The 18,914-nt window shown below is 40.5% G+C and carries 12 protein-coding genes; 7 read left to right on the top strand and 5 right to left on the bottom strand.

The window, feature by feature from the left end:
- Positions 1–60 precede the first annotated feature (60 nt).
- Both PLA12_05875 and PLA12_05880 read right to left on the bottom strand, forming a co-directional pair.
- Positions 61–1,176: a sialidase family protein gene (locus PLA12_05875; GenBank protein ID HOQ32024.1), complete on the bottom strand. Its 1,116-nt coding sequence runs from the start codon at positions 1,174–1,176 to the stop codon at positions 61–63.
- Positions 1,177–1,203: 27 nt separating this feature from the next.
- The gene (locus PLA12_05880) at positions 1,204–2,157 is read right to left on the bottom strand and encodes a hypothetical protein (GenBank protein HOQ32025.1); all 954 of its coding nucleotides are present in this window, start codon (positions 2,155–2,157) and stop codon (positions 1,204–1,206) included.
- A gap of 140 nt (positions 2,158–2,297) precedes the next feature.
- On the opposite strand from PLA12_05880, the gene PLA12_05885 reads away from it, so the two are divergent.
- Positions 2,298–4,469, top strand: a complete 2,172-nt coding sequence (locus tag PLA12_05885) for a CsgG/HfaB family protein (protein ID HOQ32026.1) — start codon at positions 2,298–2,300, stop codon at positions 4,467–4,469.
- Positions 4,438–5,859 carry an outer membrane protein transport protein gene (locus tag PLA12_05890; GenBank protein HOQ32027.1) on the top strand — a complete coding sequence of 474 codons (1,422 nt, stop codon included), beginning with the start codon at positions 4,438–4,440 and terminating at the stop codon, positions 5,857–5,859. Before PLA12_05885 ends, PLA12_05890 begins: the two co-directional genes overlap by 32 nt.
- On the opposite strand, the gene mutS is transcribed toward PLA12_05890, so the two are convergent.
- Positions 5,850–8,501, bottom strand: a complete 2,652-nt coding sequence (gene mutS / locus PLA12_05895) for a DNA mismatch repair protein MutS (GenBank protein ID HOQ32028.1) — start codon at positions 8,499–8,501, stop codon at positions 5,850–5,852. The two genes, PLA12_05890 and mutS, sit on opposite strands and share 10 nt — an antisense overlap.
- Positions 8,502–8,632: 131 nt before the next feature.
- Here mutS and PLA12_05900 point away from each other — a divergent pair, with 131 nt between their 5' ends.
- Genes PLA12_05900 through PLA12_05910 form a run of 3 tightly spaced genes read left to right on the top strand, consistent with a single transcriptional unit; the run spans position 8,633 to position 11,898 of the window.
- Complete coding sequence (locus PLA12_05900; GenBank protein ID HOQ32029.1) at positions 8,633–10,021, top strand: glycoside hydrolase family 88 protein; 1,389 nt, start codon at positions 8,633–8,635, stop codon at positions 10,019–10,021.
- A gap of 6 nt (positions 10,022–10,027) precedes the next feature.
- A complete protein-coding gene (locus tag PLA12_05905; GenBank protein HOQ32030.1) occupies positions 10,028–10,738 on the top strand; it encodes a PilZ domain-containing protein in 711 nt (236 codons plus the stop codon).
- 14 nt (positions 10,739–10,752) lie between these two features.
- Positions 10,753–11,898, top strand: coding sequence for a Gfo/Idh/MocA family oxidoreductase (locus tag PLA12_05910; protein HOQ32031.1), 1,146 nt, complete (start codon positions 10,753–10,755; stop codon positions 11,896–11,898).
- Between the two features lie 896 nt (positions 11,899–12,794).
- Here the strand turns inward: PLA12_05910 and PLA12_05915 are convergent.
- Complete coding sequence (locus tag PLA12_05915; GenBank protein ID HOQ32032.1) at positions 12,795–13,724, bottom strand: Stp1/IreP family PP2C-type Ser/Thr phosphatase; 930 nt, start codon at positions 13,722–13,724, stop codon at positions 12,795–12,797.
- A 249-nt stretch (positions 13,725–13,973) separates the two neighbouring features.
- On the opposite strand from PLA12_05915, the gene PLA12_05920 reads away from it, so the two are divergent.
- Together PLA12_05920 and PLA12_05925 are read left to right on the top strand one after the other, a co-directional pair.
- Positions 13,974–16,523 (top strand): hypothetical protein, encoded by a 2,550-nt coding sequence (locus PLA12_05920; protein ID HOQ32033.1) that lies wholly within the window; start codon positions 13,974–13,976, stop codon positions 16,521–16,523.
- A 32-nt stretch (positions 16,524–16,555) separates the two neighbouring features.
- The gene (locus tag PLA12_05925) at positions 16,556–17,410 is read left to right on the top strand and encodes a hypothetical protein (protein ID HOQ32034.1); all 855 of its coding nucleotides are present in this window, start codon (positions 16,556–16,558) and stop codon (positions 17,408–17,410) included.
- A gap of 8 nt (positions 17,411–17,418) precedes the next feature.
- On the opposite strand, the gene PLA12_05930 is transcribed toward PLA12_05925, so the two are convergent.
- Positions 17,419–18,909 (bottom strand): glutamate synthase subunit beta, encoded by a 1,491-nt coding sequence (locus PLA12_05930; protein ID HOQ32035.1) that lies wholly within the window; start codon positions 18,907–18,909, stop codon positions 17,419–17,421.
- Positions 18,910–18,914 lie beyond the last annotated feature (5 nt).

The following is an 18,914-nucleotide window of genomic DNA, read 5'->3' on the forward strand; positions in this document are numbered from 1 at the left end:
AATAAAATAAGACTACTATTTTTTCAGATATAACGATTCAAATGTTTCTGCTCAATTATTCTACTGTTTTGTGGAGTTGAGAAAAGTATCTATAGAAATCTTCATTCGCAGAGGAAGGGGGTCATCCCACATTTTCTGAAATGCAAATCCGGGAATTATCCACAGTTCGCCAGGTCTGCGTTCAAAAATATAAGGATAACTTAATTGTCCGCCGGGTTGACGGGCTATAACGACAGGTTTTGTCCATGTTTTTCCATCATCGTCCGAAAAGGCAATAGATAATTCCTCCCGATGCCATGAGGAAGGGAATTCTGTATGTTGATGCATATCACTTTTAGGAAAATCTCTACCTTCAGGGTTTAGTTGGTTCCAAACAAGCACAAGTTTACCGGAGGACAATCGCAATAAATATCCGGGAGAATTGCTTGCCTTTATTCCACTGGGCTGAATAATCCGCCAATATTTACCGTCATTTTCAGAGATAGCCTGCCAAAATTGGTCTAATGGGGTTCGAATTAACATAAGGAGCCGACCATCACTCAATTCTGCTAATGTAGGTTCCATAGCTCCATCGTGGTGTCCGTGTCCACCTATATCTATCCAATTGCTTCTATGCCAGGTTTTCCCTTCATCATCGGAATAAACGGAACATACCATAAAATGCCCGGGATTGCTGGTTAAATGGTCCAATGGCACAATAACCCTTCCAGAACGGGTTTGTATCAAAGCAAAAAAATTTGTGTTATAGCCATCAAGGATACATTGATTATCTATCCATGTTTTTCCTTCATCGAGACTGCGTATTGACCAGACTTCTAACTTACAACCTTCACGGGGTTCTTTGGTTTTTTCATCCCAGTCGAATTTTTTGCCTGTAAAATTCAGATAAACAAAAATGAGAGTATTGTTTTTTGTTCGTAAGAGGTAATAAGAAGCCGGCTCTTCAACATCTAATCCTTTGCAAACAGGGACAGGTTCCGACCATGTTTTTCCATCGTCCTTACTTACGCGAAAACCATCTGCATCAATAGTTCCCAGACTGCCATCCGAAAGAGTTACAAACGGAGGTTTATGCTCAATATCCAGCATTTCTACTGCAGGGTGAACCCATCGTTCTGCAAAAGAAGTCAGAGGAACGATTAATAAAACTACTATACAGAGTAAATGTTTATTCATAAGATTATCTCCTATTGTTTGAGTTTCTTATTTCTTTTCTTTTTTATTAGCTTTAAGGGATAGATTTTGTATTTCTACCTCTGCATTATAGGGACCTGTTATTTCCCAACCTAAATTAAATGAGGTAAGGATAAAATCTTCAATATGCGAGTTAGTTAAATATCCGCGGGACTGTCCTTTGCTTAATGCCTCTTCGAGGAGAGGATTAAGAGATACGGATAATACTTTCCAATCTCCATCACCTGTATTTTTATTATAAAATCGTTTTCCATCAATCACTGTAATTAATTTGTTACTTGTGTATGCAGAGCCTTTGTCCAAATTTATATATTCCGGGGGAATTGAATAACGAGCATCGAAAAGAGGTAATCCAAACCAGAAAAATTCTTGATAATCTTTACTATCGGGATTGTTGTTCTCAACCGTCCAGAAGGCGGAGATTTGTGCTGTGTGTAATGTCGGGTCGAGGTTTTCTTTTAATTTTTCGTCACATAAACAACTTATGATTTTAAATTCCAAATTTAAATCTAATTTATTTTCGACTATTTTTATTCCTTCGGCAAATTTTTTTTCAATCAAAAGATGAGGCCAGGGTTCGCCATATTTCCGCAGTTTTCCCTGATATTCTACAATACCATTACAATTTAAGATAATACTCCATAGATTATTTTTTTCATGCAATACGATTTTTTTAGCCTCATTATTGGCTATCCACATTGCTTCACCTTCCTTATTGAAGTTTCCAGCAGATAGGGGGAAGTTTGTTGCCCACTGTGCTAATTGCCATAAGGGCTTATGCTCAGGTTGTGAAGGAGAAGGCAAGGTAAGAGTTCCAAGGATATTGGGTTTGTCAATGGGACGGGTAGTAGTCAGATTGAAACCGTAAGCAAATTCATTTGTATTTAAATAATTTATAGTTTCTGCTGGAACGATTTCGTTTTGAAATATAACAAATAGGGTGACAAAAATTATGTATTGCATGGATTTATTTTTTGGATATCATTAAATTAAATGGTAATATTTAAATAAGTATATAAAAATTTTATCTCTTTTTTTTATAATAAATGGTAAAATAATAATAAAGAAACGGAAATATAAAAACAAAGTTCAGGGAGTTCTATGTGAGAAAAGGATATTTCATTTCGGTATTGATATGGACAAGCCTTTCAATTTTTATTGGCTGTCAAACCTCGCCATCGGACAATTACACTATTGAGGGAAAAACTTACGGCGTAACTTCCGGAGTTTTCCATGGTAGATGGTGGAATTACTATGAGCGTGGTTGCTCGTTTTTAGCTGGTGGTTTTTTGAATGAAGCGGAAAAGGATTTACGAACAGCACTGCAAAGTCGTTCACGGGATACATGGCAGGCACGGACTTATGGCTTGCATTTTGTTGAATATTTTCCAAATCGCGAACTGGGAATTACCTTATTTAAGAAGGGACAGCTTTCGGAGGCGGAAACATTATTGCGAAATTCTTTATCTCAGGTAGATACGGAACGGGCAAGATATTACCTTGATATGATTATTAAGGAACGCATATCCAAAGGTGAATTGCAGGACCGTGAACCCCCGAAGGTAAAAGCGGAATTGGTTGAAATAAGTGCAGAGATAACGAAAGATAAGGATAAAAAGAAGGCTTCTTCGGAGATTGTTCGGGAAGCAAATAATTATTTGAAAATAGAATGTTCCGATGATTTGGGTATAGAGCAGATTTTTGTAAATAAGCAATCTGTATATCTGCGACATGGAGAAAAATCAGCCCTCATCCAACAGCCCATTGAAACAAAAGAGGGGAAACAAGATTTTGTCATAACGGTTTGCGACCTTGCAGGTAAAGAGAGTAGTTATAATTTATCAGCAAAGGTTGACCTTACAGGTCCTAATATTGGCATTTTCAAACCTGCGGATTATCTTGTTACAAAAGATAATGAACTTACTTTAGAAGGTGTTGTGTTGGATGATACAGGTATTGCAGAGGTTTCTTTAAATAATCAGGTTATTTTGGAGGGGACAGGAGAACAACGCAAGGAGTTTCGTTCTGTTTTGCCTTTGAAAGATGGGGAAAATGTTTTCATTATTGCCGCTCGTGATACTGCTGGTAATGAAACACGCACTGCTATAAAAACCTTCAAAGGGGAACCCCATTCTCAATCGGCTTTGTTATGGCGTTTCGCTCAACGACGCATCCGTCTTAATCACGCTTTAGCTTCATCGGTTTTATCCGAACCTATGCTTAATGAGGTATTATTGGCTCAAACAGAGGATACGGGAATAGACATCAATATAAAGACACCCAAACCGGAACAACCCTCACGGCATAATCGTGTTATCCGTGTTGCGGGAGAGATTACAAGTTCTTCTGCCGTGCAGTCACTGCTTATAAATGGGGAACCATATACCCAGTTAACAGGTGCCCCTAAAGAGGCTTTCAACAAACGAGTTCCTTTGCCTTCAGATTTATTGGCTTCCGGAACAGGAACAGTAAAATTATCTGTTGAGGCACAAGATTCACAGGGTAAGAAAGCAAGTAAGGAAATGAATGTCAAGGTAGAACCTGTTCTTATAAATAAGAATGAGACTAAGATGAGTATTGCTTTATTGGCTATTGCTGGCAGAACGCCAACAGACACCTTTGGTAGTGACTTAAGAACGGTTTTAGAAGAAAGTATAGGGAAACAGGGGAGGTTTTATGTATTGGACAGGCTTTATCTTCAAAATATTTTGAATGAACAACAATTATCCGCAGGACTTTCTGACCCCAATAGGGCATTAGATATCGGACGGATGGTCCCTGCTCAGGTTTTTGTGGTGGGCGAATTGTTTCCGCGGGGAGAACAATCGGCAGAAGTAAAATTACGGTTGATAAGCACGGAGACCTCGGAAGTCATTTCTATCTTTGATGGTTTTATTGACGATGTAAATAATAAAGAACTTGTGTTAGGCAAATGTAATGTTCTTGCAAGACAATTGTCCGATTTCTTCCCGCGTCTATCCGGGGAGGTTTTAGATTTTCGTGGTTCGGATTCTAAATATGAAGTATTATTTAACTGGGCAGAGCAGGACGGTGTTCGACCGGGGACTTATGCACTTATTCTTTATGAAGCCTCTCCTGCATGGACAGACCCGGAAACAGGTGAAATAACACAACCCGCGGACTACGGCATCCTTTACAAAACACGAATTGTAAATGTTTCGCCGACCAGTGCACGGGGGCAGGTAATTACAGATACATCCAAACCTTCGGAGGGCGTAGCCATTGAAAAAGGTCTTCCTTCAATTACTATGTAGTATTGTTTTTTTTACAACAATCGGGATTTCCCTCTATGACGCTTGGTCGCAGGGCATACCGATTAATTCTTCTCCGAATGTTATCGGTAGTGGTGCTCGTGCCATTGGTATGGGCGGTGCATTTATTGCCATAGCAGATGATGCTACTGCGGCATCGTGGAATCCCGGTGGGTTAACCCAATTGGAACGCCCAGAATTTTCTATGGTTTATACCTACAAATATATCGGCGAAGATTTCGAATCTCTACCCCATCCGGAGTTAGAAGGTGATTATTCGGTTGATTTTAGCCAATTAAATTACATGAGTTTTGTTTATCCATTTCAGAGAACGATTAAAGGCAGAAATCTTGTATTAAGCTTAAATTATCAGGCGAAGTATGATTTTTCTCGTGAACTGGATTTTTATTATCGCGACATATCTGCTTTAGCCTTAGGGAATCGTGCAGGATTGCATTCGCTTGTGAAATATAAACAGAGTGGGCAGTTAGCAACGCTATCACCTGCTTTGGGTTTTGAAATCACCGACCGTTTGTCCGTTGGTCTTGTTCTAAATCTATGGAATCAATCCTTGATACAAAACAATGAATGGACGGTAGACCAGGAAGAATATCGCACATTAAACATTAATGGACAGGTAAACCGTGCTTCCTTTTCTCATACAGTTATACGAAAGAAATATCGCGATTTTGAGGGAACGAATGTTACTCTGGGTGCTTTATATCGTCTTGGTGAAAGATGGCAAATCGGGGCGGTATACCATTCAAAATTTACCGCAGATGTGGATTATGAAGAATGGTGGATTATCAATCGGGGTGTGGGATTTCCAGGATTTTTCTATAGTCGCCGACCTTTGAAATATACATTCCCGGCTTCGTATGGTATTGGTGTGGCTTATCGCTTTCCAAATGATAAATTAACATTAAGTTTTGATGTTACCCGTTGTGAATGGGACCAGTTTGTAATACACGACCCAGAAAATCGGAATTGGCTCATGCGGAAGCGTTCAGGGGTATCCAATCTGCCAGTGGATTGGAGTCCGCATGATGCTACTTATACAGTTCGAATAGGAGCGGAATATTTATTTTTTAATCCCAATAAACCGCGACAGTCCATCCTACCCAGTATTCGTGCGGGAGCCTTTTATGACCCCGAACCCTCCAGCGGAAGACCTGACCGCTGGTTTGGTCTTGGAAAAGGTGATGGCTCTGTGGATAATTATTATGGGATTACCTTAGGTGCAGGATGTCTTATCAAGAACCGCATTAATATTGATGCTGCGTATGTATATCGTTGGGGGAATGATGTCCGAAAGGATACTTTCGGCTTTGTAGCAACCGATGCAGATGTAGACCAGCATTTGTTCTATCTATCTACTGTGATTTATTTCTGATGTCGCGGAGTGTTCCTCATTCGCTTTAAATGATAAAGAATATCTAAGGCTTCCCGAGGTGAAAGTTGGTCGGAGTCAATTTTGTCCAATTCTTCCTCTACAGGCGAAGGGATATGTTTTTCATGTATATCAAAAAGAAGGAGTTGTTTTGCTTCTTCTTTGTTTCCGAATTGACCGCTTTCAAGAGAATCCATAATTTCGTGGGCACGACGAATTACAAGCGAGGGAAGTCCTGCTAATTTTGCCACATGAATACCATAACTATGGTCTGCAGCTCCTTCAAATAAACGATATAAGAAGACAATTCTATCTTTATACTCCCTGACGCCTACATTGGTATTTACCGCCCCCGACAATGACTTTGTCAATTCGGTGAGTTCGTGATAATGAGTGGCAAACAAAGCACGTGCCTTTATTCGGTCATGGATATACTCGGCAACGGCCCAGGCGATGCTTATCCCATCATAGGTGCTGGTGCCTCTACCTATTTCATCTAATACTAATAAACTACGATGTGTTGCCGTATTTAAAATATTTGCGGTTTCTATCATTTCCACCATAAAAGTGCTTTCGCCCCGAGCAAGATTATCCGATGCTCCTACCCGAGTATAGATTCGGTCAACCACACCAATTTTTGCTTGCTCTGCCGGCACGAAACTGCCTATCTGAGCCATGAGTGTAATGAGTGCTACCTGACGCAAATAGGTGGATTTCCCTGCCATATTTGGACCGGTGACTATCACAAGCCGTCTATCGTGGGTATTTAAATAAGTATCGTTCGGAACAAAAGAACCGGGACCTAATAATGTCTCAATAACAGGATGTCTTCCTCCCACGATATCTATCTCATCAGAGGAGTTTACCTGCGGTTTTACATAGTTTTGAGAACTGGCAACCTCCGCTAAAGACAAAAGCACATCAAGCAGGGCAACGGATTCAGAATTCCGCTGGATTCTTTTGGCTTCTTCAGAGATATGATTACGAACCTCAATAAAAAGTTCTTCTTCAAGAGCCACACTTCGTTCCTGTGCGGTAAGGATTTCTTCTTCCCGAGATTTGAGTTCCGGGGTTACATATCGTTCCGCATTAACGAGTGTTTGTTTGCGTATATAATCCGATGGAACGAAGGATGTTTGCCCTTTGCTAACTTCAATAAAATATCCGAATACTTTATTATATCCGATTTTTAAGGTTTGGATACCGGTTCGTTCGCGTTCTTTTTTTTGTAGGGTAGCAATCCATTCGCGGCCACCTCGCATTAAAGAACGAAGATGGTCTAATTGAGCATTGTAGCCGTCTTTAATAATTCCACCATCACTGAGCGATGCCGGAGGTGTCTCTACAATCGCATTTTCAATATAACGAGCCAGTTCCGGGAGTTCATCTATAGCGTTGTAGATGGTTCTTAATAATTCTGATGAGCAGATTTCTAAGGGTTTTCTTAATCGAGGTAGGATTTTTAAACAATGAGCTAGTGCTCTTATATCTCGGGGGTTTGTTGTTTGTGCCGTTATTCGTCCAAGGAGCCGTTCTAAATCGCCAAAACCTTTTAATTGCTCCCTTAGTAAGGTTCGTAGTTCTACATTATCTTTGAGTTCCTCAACGGCATTTAATCGTTGGGATATTTCATCAATTTTCTGTAAAGGATAATGTAACCACTGCCGTAATTTTCGAGAACCCATCGGTGTAAGTGTTCGGTCCAGCACTCCTAATAATGTCCCCTGCTTTGAACGGTCAAAAAGGGATTCGGTTAGTTCGAGATTTCTCTGTGTGTTGCTATCTAAAATAACAAAATCAGAAGGTTTATAAATTCGAGGTAAGTCAATAAAGGGAGCAGATTCCCGTTGAGTTTGGGAAACATACTGAAGAATTACCCCTACCGCGGTAATGAGTTCTGCATTGTTTTCCATATCCAGTCCGCGAAGAGTTGATAGTCCATAATGACGAAGAATGGTCTCTGTGCATAGCTCTGTATCAAATTTATCGTGAGAAATTCGGGTAATTGTTAGATTGGGGAAGGAAGAAAGGAGAAACTGTTCCATGTCCTTACCGATATTTTCAGGAACAAGTAATTCGGATATGGTAAGGCGTGTTAATTCGTCGGATAAGGTCCTTTCATAAGGAGGGACTAATTCAGAAGCCAGAAATTGTCCTGTGCTTATGTCTACCAGAGCAAGTCCTGCTTTCTGTTCAGTAGCACATAAAGCGGATAAATAGTTGTTTGACCCTTCTTCCAGAAGTTCAGGTTCAATAATCGTTCCGGGGGTAACTGTTCGCACAATGGCTCGTTTGACGATACCTTTTGCTAATTTAGGGTCTTCGACCTGTTCACATATCGTTACTGTCTTTCCTGCTTTTATTAACCGTGCGAGGTAATGGTTAACAGAACGAACAGGGACGCCGCACATGGGTACTTTCCCTTCTTTACTTTCACCATCCCTCGAAGTCAAGGCTATCCCCAAAATTTGGGATGCTTCAAAAGCGTCATCAAAAAACATCTCAAAAAAGTCGCCCATGTGGAATAGTAATAGGGAATCACCACATTCTGCCTTAGCACGCAAATACTGCCGTAACATCGGTGTTGCACGCTCTGGCACAATATCTGTAATCTTAAGCCAGTTATCCTTTTCTTTATTTTCCATAGTCAATATTTTTCTGCTTATAGGCCCGATAAAAACTTTGCGTAGTAGATGTTTAATAGAATAATATTTTATTATAGTGATATTCTATCATGTTAAGATAAATAGTAATCATACAATAAGATTATAAACTTATGGAAGTTGAGGATTCTTATACAGAACAGGAACTTGTTCCGATAATACAACTTTTTTTGCCTGTTGCAAAATATAAGGCGAACTCTCTTTTTGGATATTGGTCAAAACAAGCGACATCGCCTGTATTTACAAAGGCAGGGAAATACCATTCATGGGGCTGGACAGAATGGACCCGAGGATTTCTCTATGGGATACCGTTGCTTTTATATGAAATGACCGGTGAGCAGTCATTATTAGAGAGTGTTCGTAAAAATATCCATAGGCTGGACTCTTACCTCACACATACAGGAGTGCATGACCATGGATTTAATATTCTTTCTTCGTATGGGCATTTGTGGCGGATGGGTTTGCAAGGACATTATCCATGTGATCCGGAGGAATTGGCAAAGTATCAATTGGCCATTCGTGTTTCAGGTGCCGTTCAGGGTAGTCGCTGGACAAAAATTGAAGATGGTACCGGATTTATACATTCCTTTAACGGTGCTCACTCCTTATTTGTTGATACGATACGAACCTGTCGTATTCTTGAATTGGCATGGGCATTGGGTCAGGTATTAAAGTCAGAAGGTGATGAAGAAATTTCTCTACTGGAACGAGCTATTCAGCATATAAAGAATACGATAAAATATAACATCTACTTTGGAAAGGGTCGGGATATATATGATATCCGTGGAAGGGTCGCCCATGAAAGCCTGTTTAATGTAAAGACGGGGAAATTCCGTTGTGCCTCTACGCAACAGGGATATTCTCCGTTTAGCACATGGACACGCGGTTTAGCATGGGCAATGTTAGGATGCGTAGAACAATTGGAATTTTTTTCATCTTTGCCCGCTCATTTATGGGAAGAATATACGCAGGATGAGGATTGGTTAGATTTATTGACGCAATCGGCAATGGCTACAGCCGATTTTTATATGGAACACACTACAAGCGATGGAATTCCTTTCTGGGATACCGGTGCTCCTGGCTTATCTTATATAGGTAAATATCAGCAACTTCCAGCAGACCCTTACAATGATGTGGAACCTTTAGATAGTTCTTCGGCTGTTATATCAGCACAGGCACTTCTTCGGTTGGGTTCCTATCTTGGGAAGGATAATAAAGGAAAAAAATATTATCAAGCAGGGTTAACAGTAACCAAAACAATTTTGCTTCGAGATTTTCTATCTACAGATGCGAATCATGAAGGACTATTATTACATGCAGTATATCATCGGCCTAATGGCTGGGATTATATCCCACCGGGACGAAACATTCCTTGTGGTGAGTCGTGTCTATGGGGCGATTACCATCTTCTGGAATTGCTATTATGGATATGGCAATCTGCTCAAGAAAAAACACCCTGGAATTTTTTTGCCAATCAACCGTTTACAAATGTCACTGGATAAAAGCGAATGTATATTTTAACAGAGGGAACAGAGGTTCAATTTATATGGGGACAATGGGCTGTTCCTGTGGTGATTAGTGAAATAGGTGGTGATTGGGTATCATTGAGATATCCTCTGGAAGAGCCTATTGGACCGGGAATTTATGTTGATTTGCAGGTGCAATATGAATTTTTTCGTATGACATATTATTATTTTACACTTAATATGCCCCGCCAATTTAACGATATTTTATTTTTACGACGTGCGGCAAGTCGAACTTATATAGAACGCCGACAGGCATGGCGAGTTGTGGCAAATGAACCCGTCCGTGTAGAGTATGGGGAGAACAGAATTTCCTTTGAAGCAACCTTATTAGATATAAGTAGCACAGGGGCTTATTTCGCTGTGGAGCACTTATTACCATTAACAAATCCTCTGCGTATTTACCTACCTATGAACGGGCGTGTCTATATATTTAATGGAATAATTGTTCGTAAAATTCCACCCAATCCCCGGTTAGGTGTCCCTTTAAGAATAGGCGTTCGTTTCGTCAACAACCCGATTGAATTGCGAAATTTGTTAGTGCACTTTTTATGGTCGCGTATACGCGAAATCTATCGAGACCAGTTTAAAGACCTCTACCCGGGTGCCGACAAACGACCTAAAATTAAAAAAAAGCAACAAGAACCTACCTCAGAAAATAATATTGCCCCCAGCGGGAATAATGGTAAAGAATAATAGGAGGTTATAAAATGAATACTATTCGTATCGGCGTTATAATGAATGGTGTAACAGGGCGGATGGGAAAAAATCAACATTTAGAACGCTCTTTAATGGCTCTGATACAGGAAGGAGGTTTGCTAACTAAAGAAGGTAAAAAGATAATACCAGAAATTATTCTGGTTGGTAGAAATGCACAAAAACTGTCCGAAATTTCAGAAAAATATTCGGGTTTGCCGTGGTCAACAGATTTGGATAATGTATTATCAGACCCCAAATATACCCTTTATTTCGATGCACAGACAACAGGTTTGCGATATTATGCTGTAAAAAAAGCCATACTTGCAGGTAAACATATATATTGTGAAAAACCTTCTGCTTCAAATCTATCGCAGGCGATGGAGTTATATAAACTGGCAGAAGAGAAAAAAGTAAAACATGGGGTTGTTCAAGATAAACTCTGGCTACCCGGTATATTAAAACTATCCCAACTTATTCGTCAGGACTTCTTTGGCAGGATACACGAAGTCCGCGGTGAATTTGGTTATTGGGTATTTACGGGGGAGTTTGAACCTGCACAGCGTCCTTCATGGAATTATAAGAAATCCGAAGGAGGCGGAATTGTTCAGGATATGGTATGCCATTGGCGTTATCTGGTGGACAATCTTTTCGAGACTATTACAGATATCAATTGTATGGCAATGACACATATTCCTCAACGATGGGATGAATCAGGCAAACCTTATATCTGTGATGTAGAAGATGCCGCTTATACTACTTTTCTAACCGAGAGAGGCATAATTTGTCATTTCAATTCTTCGTGGTGCACACGCGTTCGCAGAGATGATTTGCTGACTGTGCAGGTAGATGGAATTAATGGTTCCGCCGTTGCTGGATTAAGAGAATGTTACATACAACCGGCAGAAAGCACACCCAAACCTGTATGGAACCCGGATATTCCACAACCTATTAATTTTTATGAAGGATGGATGAAAGTTCCTGATAGATTGCAATATGACAATGCTTTTAAGGCACAGTGGAAATTGTTCTTACTTCATATTGTAGAAGATAGCCCCTTCCCATGGAATTTATTAGAAGGAGCAAAAGGAGTTCAATTAGCCGAACTGGCATATCAAAGCTGGCAGGAACGGAGATGGCTTAAAGTCCCACCTTTGTAAACAGAAACACGACAATAATTCATATTTCATTCATGCAAATTCGTTTAATTTGTGGGAATATGGGAATAGAAAATACAGGCAGGGATGGGTGTTTTTAATGACATGAGGAAAATTGATAGGGATATTTATCGGTTTTATCTCTTTCAACAATTCCATTTATTCTGCTGTATATTTGTGAATCGTTGGAGATGGGAATAACATATTATCACTTAATAACTCCATCTGTTCTGCTATGTATTTGTGAGAGAATTTAGTAGAAACGAAAACTGTCATTAGAATCTGCACCACCACCACCTCTTCGTTTTCCGGCTATGTATTTGTGAGGGGATTTAGTAGAAACGAAAACTGTCATTAGAAGCAAGGTTAAGAGGGCGATTGGTCAATCGCCCTCTTAACTTTATTTTTTTTTATTATATACACCTTACCATATCTAAACTCTTGCTGAACTCTATCCGCTCAAACTTAAACCTATACACCACTAATCCATAATGTGGAGACGAATAAACATTCGTCTCAATATCTTTATGTAAATATCACCGCCTAATGGTCTCGAGTTTCAAATTGAAATTCCGTGGAGACGAATAATTATTCGTCTCTACTTTACTAACATCAACAGCCGTCCATAAGTAAGTCGGGTTTTTTCCAGAACACTGCCTCGTATTGGCGACTATTTCCGACAACAGATAGAACACTTATGAATACATCTCCTTATCCAGCCAACCTGTTCGGAGGAGCAAAAAGGGTAGGTGGTATAAGTTTTAAGCAATCCCAAGGCTTGCAGGTACCGGCAGATTCTTCATCATCGGCTATCTTCTTGGCTACTTCCATAATCTCCATGCTTGTTCGATTTTTTTTGAATCTTCATTCAGAATTTTTGAAGATTGCATTTGAGGGAACTATTTCATTAAGCCTCGAAGGAAGTAGCCTAAGGTTCCACATAAGAAACCGTAAATGAGAAGGAATAGGAGTTTTAAAATTTTTCCGCTATGTTTTCGCCAAAATAATCGAGTTTTTAAGAATAATTGTTGAAAGATTTTGGGTTCAATAATGGTAACGATTGCTGTGATGTTATCTTTACCACCATTTTCATTTGCGAGATTAACCAGTTTTTGAGCAATTTCCCCCGCTGTGCCTCCTTTACGGATAATTTCAAGGATTTGTTCGTCTGGGACCATATTGGTTAATCCGTCTGTGCAAAGTAGTAAAATATCACCTGAGACGGGGTGCCAGCGATATACATCTACCTCAATATCTGCATGTGTGCCGATACAACGGGTTACCACATGTTTTCGGGTATCTTTTTCCGCTTCGGAACGGGACATAAGTCCCTGTTTTACCTGTTCATCTATCCATGAATGGTCTTCAGTGTATTCTAAAATTTCGCCATTGCGGATATGATAGGCACGGGAATCTCCAACATTGGCAATATAAATTTTCCCGGGGATAATAATTGCAGCCAGAGCCGTAGTTCCCATAGGTCTGCTGCCTTTTACTAAATCTTTATTAGTTTTGTATATGCTTTCATTGGCTTTTTGAAATGCATCACGGAGTAGCGGTAGAGGTCCTTCATCTCTTAAATCTTTAACCTCATCATTTTTATTTTCCTGCCACGGTTCTTGTTTGAGTATATCCTTGATTAGCGACACAGCTAATTTACTTGCAACATCACCTGCGATGTGTCCTCCCAAGCCATCAGCCACAATCAAAAGAGCCCCGTCTTCAAATAATTTTATATCTGTGGATTCTGTTCGGAAGATACCGAAGAAGTCCTCATTTTTTTCTTTTTTGCGTCCCTTGTCGGAAAGTCCTGCGATATCTAATTTCATTTCAAAACGACCTTTATCACGAATTACATCTTATCGTATTCAATAATGGTAAAATAATGATAATACAACCACTTATATTTTTGGAAATTATCTTTTTGTCTAAGTAATTTTGCAAGAGGAATTTTCGATTAAGAGTTAGAATTATACATCAGTTTAAGTGAATATTCGCAATTTATATTTCGTCTTTTATAAATGGATAAATAGATTGAAAATTGAATATGTAATTATGACCTTAGAAAGGGTAAATATATGAAATATTTTAAGATACCAGAATTTTATGCCATAGTTATTCTGAATATGGCACTTGCATCTACGATTTGTGTATTTGCAGACACAGAATTTCCTCTACATGGACGCGTAAGTTATGATGCGGAGAGCACCCTTATTAGAGGAATGGATGATGAGGATTGGAGCCGTGCAACATTAAATACACTTGTGCTAACAGGGGATACTTTGTGGGTGGATAAAGGAGGAAGCACAGAAATTGAATTTCCAGAGGGTGTTTTCTTCCGTATGGCAGATGCCTCTAAAGCGAAAATAGTCCAGATTTCACCGGAATTATCTATCTATGGGATAACAGGCTCTTTTTATATTGAACGAGTGCTTCGTAGTTCTGGAACGGTTTCTCTTACTTCCCCCTCATGTAAGATTACTTTTGACCCGGATACCTGTGTTCGCATAGATATTGGGGAAAGTGGGACAACACGAGTTTCTACGCGTTGGGGAAAAGCCTATGTAACAACAGAGCGCGGGGGGAATGAAGTTGTTAGTAGTGGCAAACAATGCTGGGTTGATGTTGGATATCTACCTTCTGAAGTTGTTTCATTTGCGACAACCGAGATGGATTCCTTTGACCGATGGAATCAAGGGCGGTCAGAATTGCTCTCTGCTCCTGTGAAAACACCTCCAAAATATGTAGAAGTTACAAGTCGTACAATTGGATATACGGAATTATCCGATTGTGGAGACTGGGTGCTTATTGATGAACGATACTACTGGAGACCAACGGTTGTTGTCGATTATGTTCCGTATCGCACAGGATATTGGACTTATGTCCCTGCGATAGGTTCGGTTTGGGTAGAGACCTATCCTTTTGGGTATATTACGACGCATTATGGTCGCTGGGTCTATTATGATAGTTATGGCTGGGTCTGGGGATATGACCCGGTATGGAGCCCTGCATGGGTGGCTACCGTTCGTTGTGGTGATTATTTTGTGTGGACACCCGTAGATTTCTATTGCCGTCCGGTTCGTGTCTCTACAGGGGTTAGTTTTACTGTGGGTGGCTTAAACTTTTATGTAGGTGCTTGTTCCTATGTTCCGGCTACTTATGTTTATACCTCGCCTTACTATATTGCACCGGTTGCCCCCACCGTTGTTAATTACATTATTACCAATCCGACAAATGTTTATATCTGGAATATAGAACGGTATCCTTCTCCAAGAGTGCGCATCCCATATCAAAATTCCATGCCGATGGTGCGTGATTATAATCCGCCGCGAACAATTCGAGGAATTTCTAACTATAACAATTCGGGAATGCTTGCACGAGCCCGTGTAGATGAATTAGAGAGTTATTTTGCACGGAGAACTTCAACACAAGGTTTTCGGGGTCAAACGGAAATGCCCCCTTCTGTTATGCGAACGGCAATGTTGAATGAGCGTTCCAATTCTTTCCGTGAGATAAGACTAAACAATACCTCTCCAAGGGCGACAGCAATTCGCTTTGACAACGAAGGTTTTTCTCCAAGAGATTCTTCTATTGACCGCAGTTCAATTCGTGGTAAAAAAAGTGATACCGGATTTACGCGTGCTATAGAGAGAAATACACAGATACGGTCTAACCATGAAAGTGGAGATTTTTCTGTCCGAAGTGCTGATGTTAGAAATACACTTCGTTCGGAATCATCTCCGACAAGAGTTGTAAATACACCTATAGTTAACAGAGAGATAAGAAACTCCTTGTCAGGGACATCGAATCGTTCAGAAGGTATATCCCGCAAAGGAATTGAATCGCCCTCTTTTTCAAGATTAGATATGGATGGAGAACGAAAACCCCGTGATTACAATCCATCCGGTAGCGGTTCCTCTTCAGGCCCTACCCGAACAACCCCTCGAAACGATTCGGGCTCGGGGACAACGAATCGCGATAGAGACAATACTACACCGCGTTCCACCCCCACAGACCGTAGCAATCCAGGTAATCGCGGAAATACGAGAGGTTCTGGTTTAAATTGGGATAATATCAAACAGACACCTTCGGACAGGTATACTTTTGGCTCTGTAAGAGCCCGAGAAGAAACTCCTCAACGCACATCGGTTCCCGACTTTCAAATTCGTTCAACGGATAGTAATAGAGGAGCACATACCTTTTCAACGAGGTCTATGAATGAAGCCAGTGTAAATATACCCCATGAGAGGTCGTCTGTTCGTGAAAACTCCGGTATTTCTGTTCGAACACTTCCTCCGCAGAAGTATACTTCTACTTCTATTCCTGATACTCCAAGAGAAAATACATCTCTTTTCGGGTCAAGGAATACAAGTAATAACACAAGTTTTTCTGTCCCATCATTTAATAGAGGCAATTCGAGTACATCGAGGTCCTCTATAAGTTCACCTCCATCCCGTCCTATGACAATAGATGTCCCACGAGTGGAACGCAATTCTGCTCCGTCGAGTTTTTCAGTCCCCAAAATAGATACACCTTCCTTTGCTACGCCAAGTACACCTTCTTTTCAAAGACAATCGCCAGGATTTTCAACGGGCAGGTCGTCTATAGGTGGCAGAGGGATACGGTAAGAATTAAAAACAACCATGATAAGGAATGTATTATGAAACAGCAGACTAAAAAAGACAAGAAGATGGGATTGTATTTAGGGATATTACCTTTTATTCTTATCGCATTCACAGGTTGTCCCATTATTATCGATGAAGCAGAATATGAACGCGGTTTTAATGATGGTTTTGCTCAGGATGATTATTATTGGGCAGGTTTTTTTGATAGTTATGATACCATCAATGGTGGAACGATTTATTATCAGGGCGATAAAATCCCGCAGGTAGAAAGCCCCGCTTATGACGCAGGTTATTATGATGGTCTATGGTTTGCTTACAATGATGGTTACTTTGTGGAATACGACTACGCTTTTACTATCGGTTTTAGTGAAGGTTATGATTGTGCCTACCAGTCCGGCTGGCAAACATTTCTCGCAACTGATAAGCATGTGGAATGGTTAGACGGTGGTTTTTCTGACGGATATAATGATGGCTTCTCCGAAGGAAGGGTATTTGGTGCGTATGATTATTATAATGGACTTCCTTTTGATTGGTTGGACGCCATGATAGATTATCGCAGTGGGACAGATTTATCTATGGCGGGTGTTGCTACTGGAGACAATGGTCCCGTAATTCTATATGAATGGGGAACAGACCCGAAAACACTTTTGAAATCAAAGAGGAATGTAGATGTTGTGGGTCGTTCCATCCGTTTCACAGCCAAAGATAAAAATTCTAATGCAAAATTTTCTCCACCGGATATAAGTTATAGACCGATGATTCCCGATGCCGAAAAAGAATACAACATCAAGCCTGCTACCTCTCCCCGATATGCTGTAAAACCCCTTACACTCACTTCAACATGGCTTGAACGGATTAATCAATACCGATCTGCTCTTGGGCAAAAATAACAAGGCTGTTATCTCTGACAGGAATAGCCCCAAGAATTTTTAGCATGCAGATATGTCCTACCCATGAGGTATTCGTCTATGCAACGAGCCGATTCCCTTCCTTCGGAAATTGCCCAAACAACAAGGGATTGTCCTCTACGAGCATCGCCTGCGGAGAAAAAGCCACGCCGTGTGGTCATGTATTTGTTGTCTGTCTTAATCGCTTTTCCAAAACGAGTGGTATAAAGTTCAATCCCCAATTTTTCCACAAACAGGTCGGATTCCGGTGCGACAAAACCCATTGCCAGCAGCACCAGTTCGCAGGGCAATTTCATGTCTGAACCGGGAATTTCCCGAAACCGTTTTTGTCCATTTTCATCGGTATACCATTCTACACGAACCAAATGAATGGCTTTCACATAACCGCGTTCATCGCCTTCAAATGCTTTTGTAGAAACGCTGAATAATCGTTCGCCTCCTTCTTCATGACTGGACGATGTTCGAAGTATCATAGGCCATTGAGGCCAGAGATTATCTCCTGTTCGTTCTAAAGGAGGACGGGGTAAAAGTTCCAGATTTACAACAGATTTACAACCCTGTCGAATACTTGTCCCAATACAATCGGAACCTGTATCGCCACCTCCAATTACAATGACATTTTTATTTGTGGCTAATATTTCTTTCCCATCTATCTTTTTACCCAATACCCTTCGTGTGCTTTGTGTAAGAAATTCTAACGCGGTATGAATACCTGCGAGGGAAGAGCCCGGTATATTCATGCTAGTAAAAGTTCGAGCGATGGTAGAGCCTATTGTAAATAAAACGGCATCATATTCTAATAATTGTTCTACAGGTATGTTTTTCCCCACTTCCGAAGAACAATGAAAAGTTACCCCTTCATCTATGATTTGATTAATTCTTCTCCAAACGACGGATTTATCTAATTTAAATCCGGGAATTCCATACATCAGTAAACCACCGGGTTCATCGGCTCTTTCAAATACATCTACATAATGACCGGCTCGATTAAGTTGCTGGGCAGCAGCAAGACCACTGGGACCCGAACCTATTATAGCAACTCGTTTTCCGGTGCGATGTTCCGGTGGTTCTGGTTTAATCCATCCTTCACGCCATCCGCGTTCTGCAATTTCATATTCAATTTGCTCAATGGTTACAGGAGGTTCATTAATCCCTAAAACACAGGATGCCTCACAAGGAGCCGGACAGACCCTTCCTGTAAATTCAGGAAAATTGTTTGTAGAATGCAGCACTTCCAGTGCCTGTTTCCAATCGGCATCCTTTACAAGGTCATTAAAATCAGGAATTTGATTTCCTAATGGACAACCATGATGACAAAACGGGACACCACAGTTCATACAGCGATATGCCTGCTGTCGAATTTTTTCTTCCGGCAGGGAATGGTGGAATTCACAGAAATGCTTTATCCGTTCCTGGGGAGGGTCTTCCGAACCTAATTCCCTTTTATAAACCATGAAGCCTTTTGATTTTTCAGGGAACATAAAAA

Source organism: Candidatus Hydrogenedens sp., from assembly GCA_035378955.1.
In the GTDB taxonomy this organism is placed as follows: Bacteria; Hydrogenedentota; Hydrogenedentia; order Hydrogenedentales; family Hydrogenedentaceae; genus Hydrogenedens.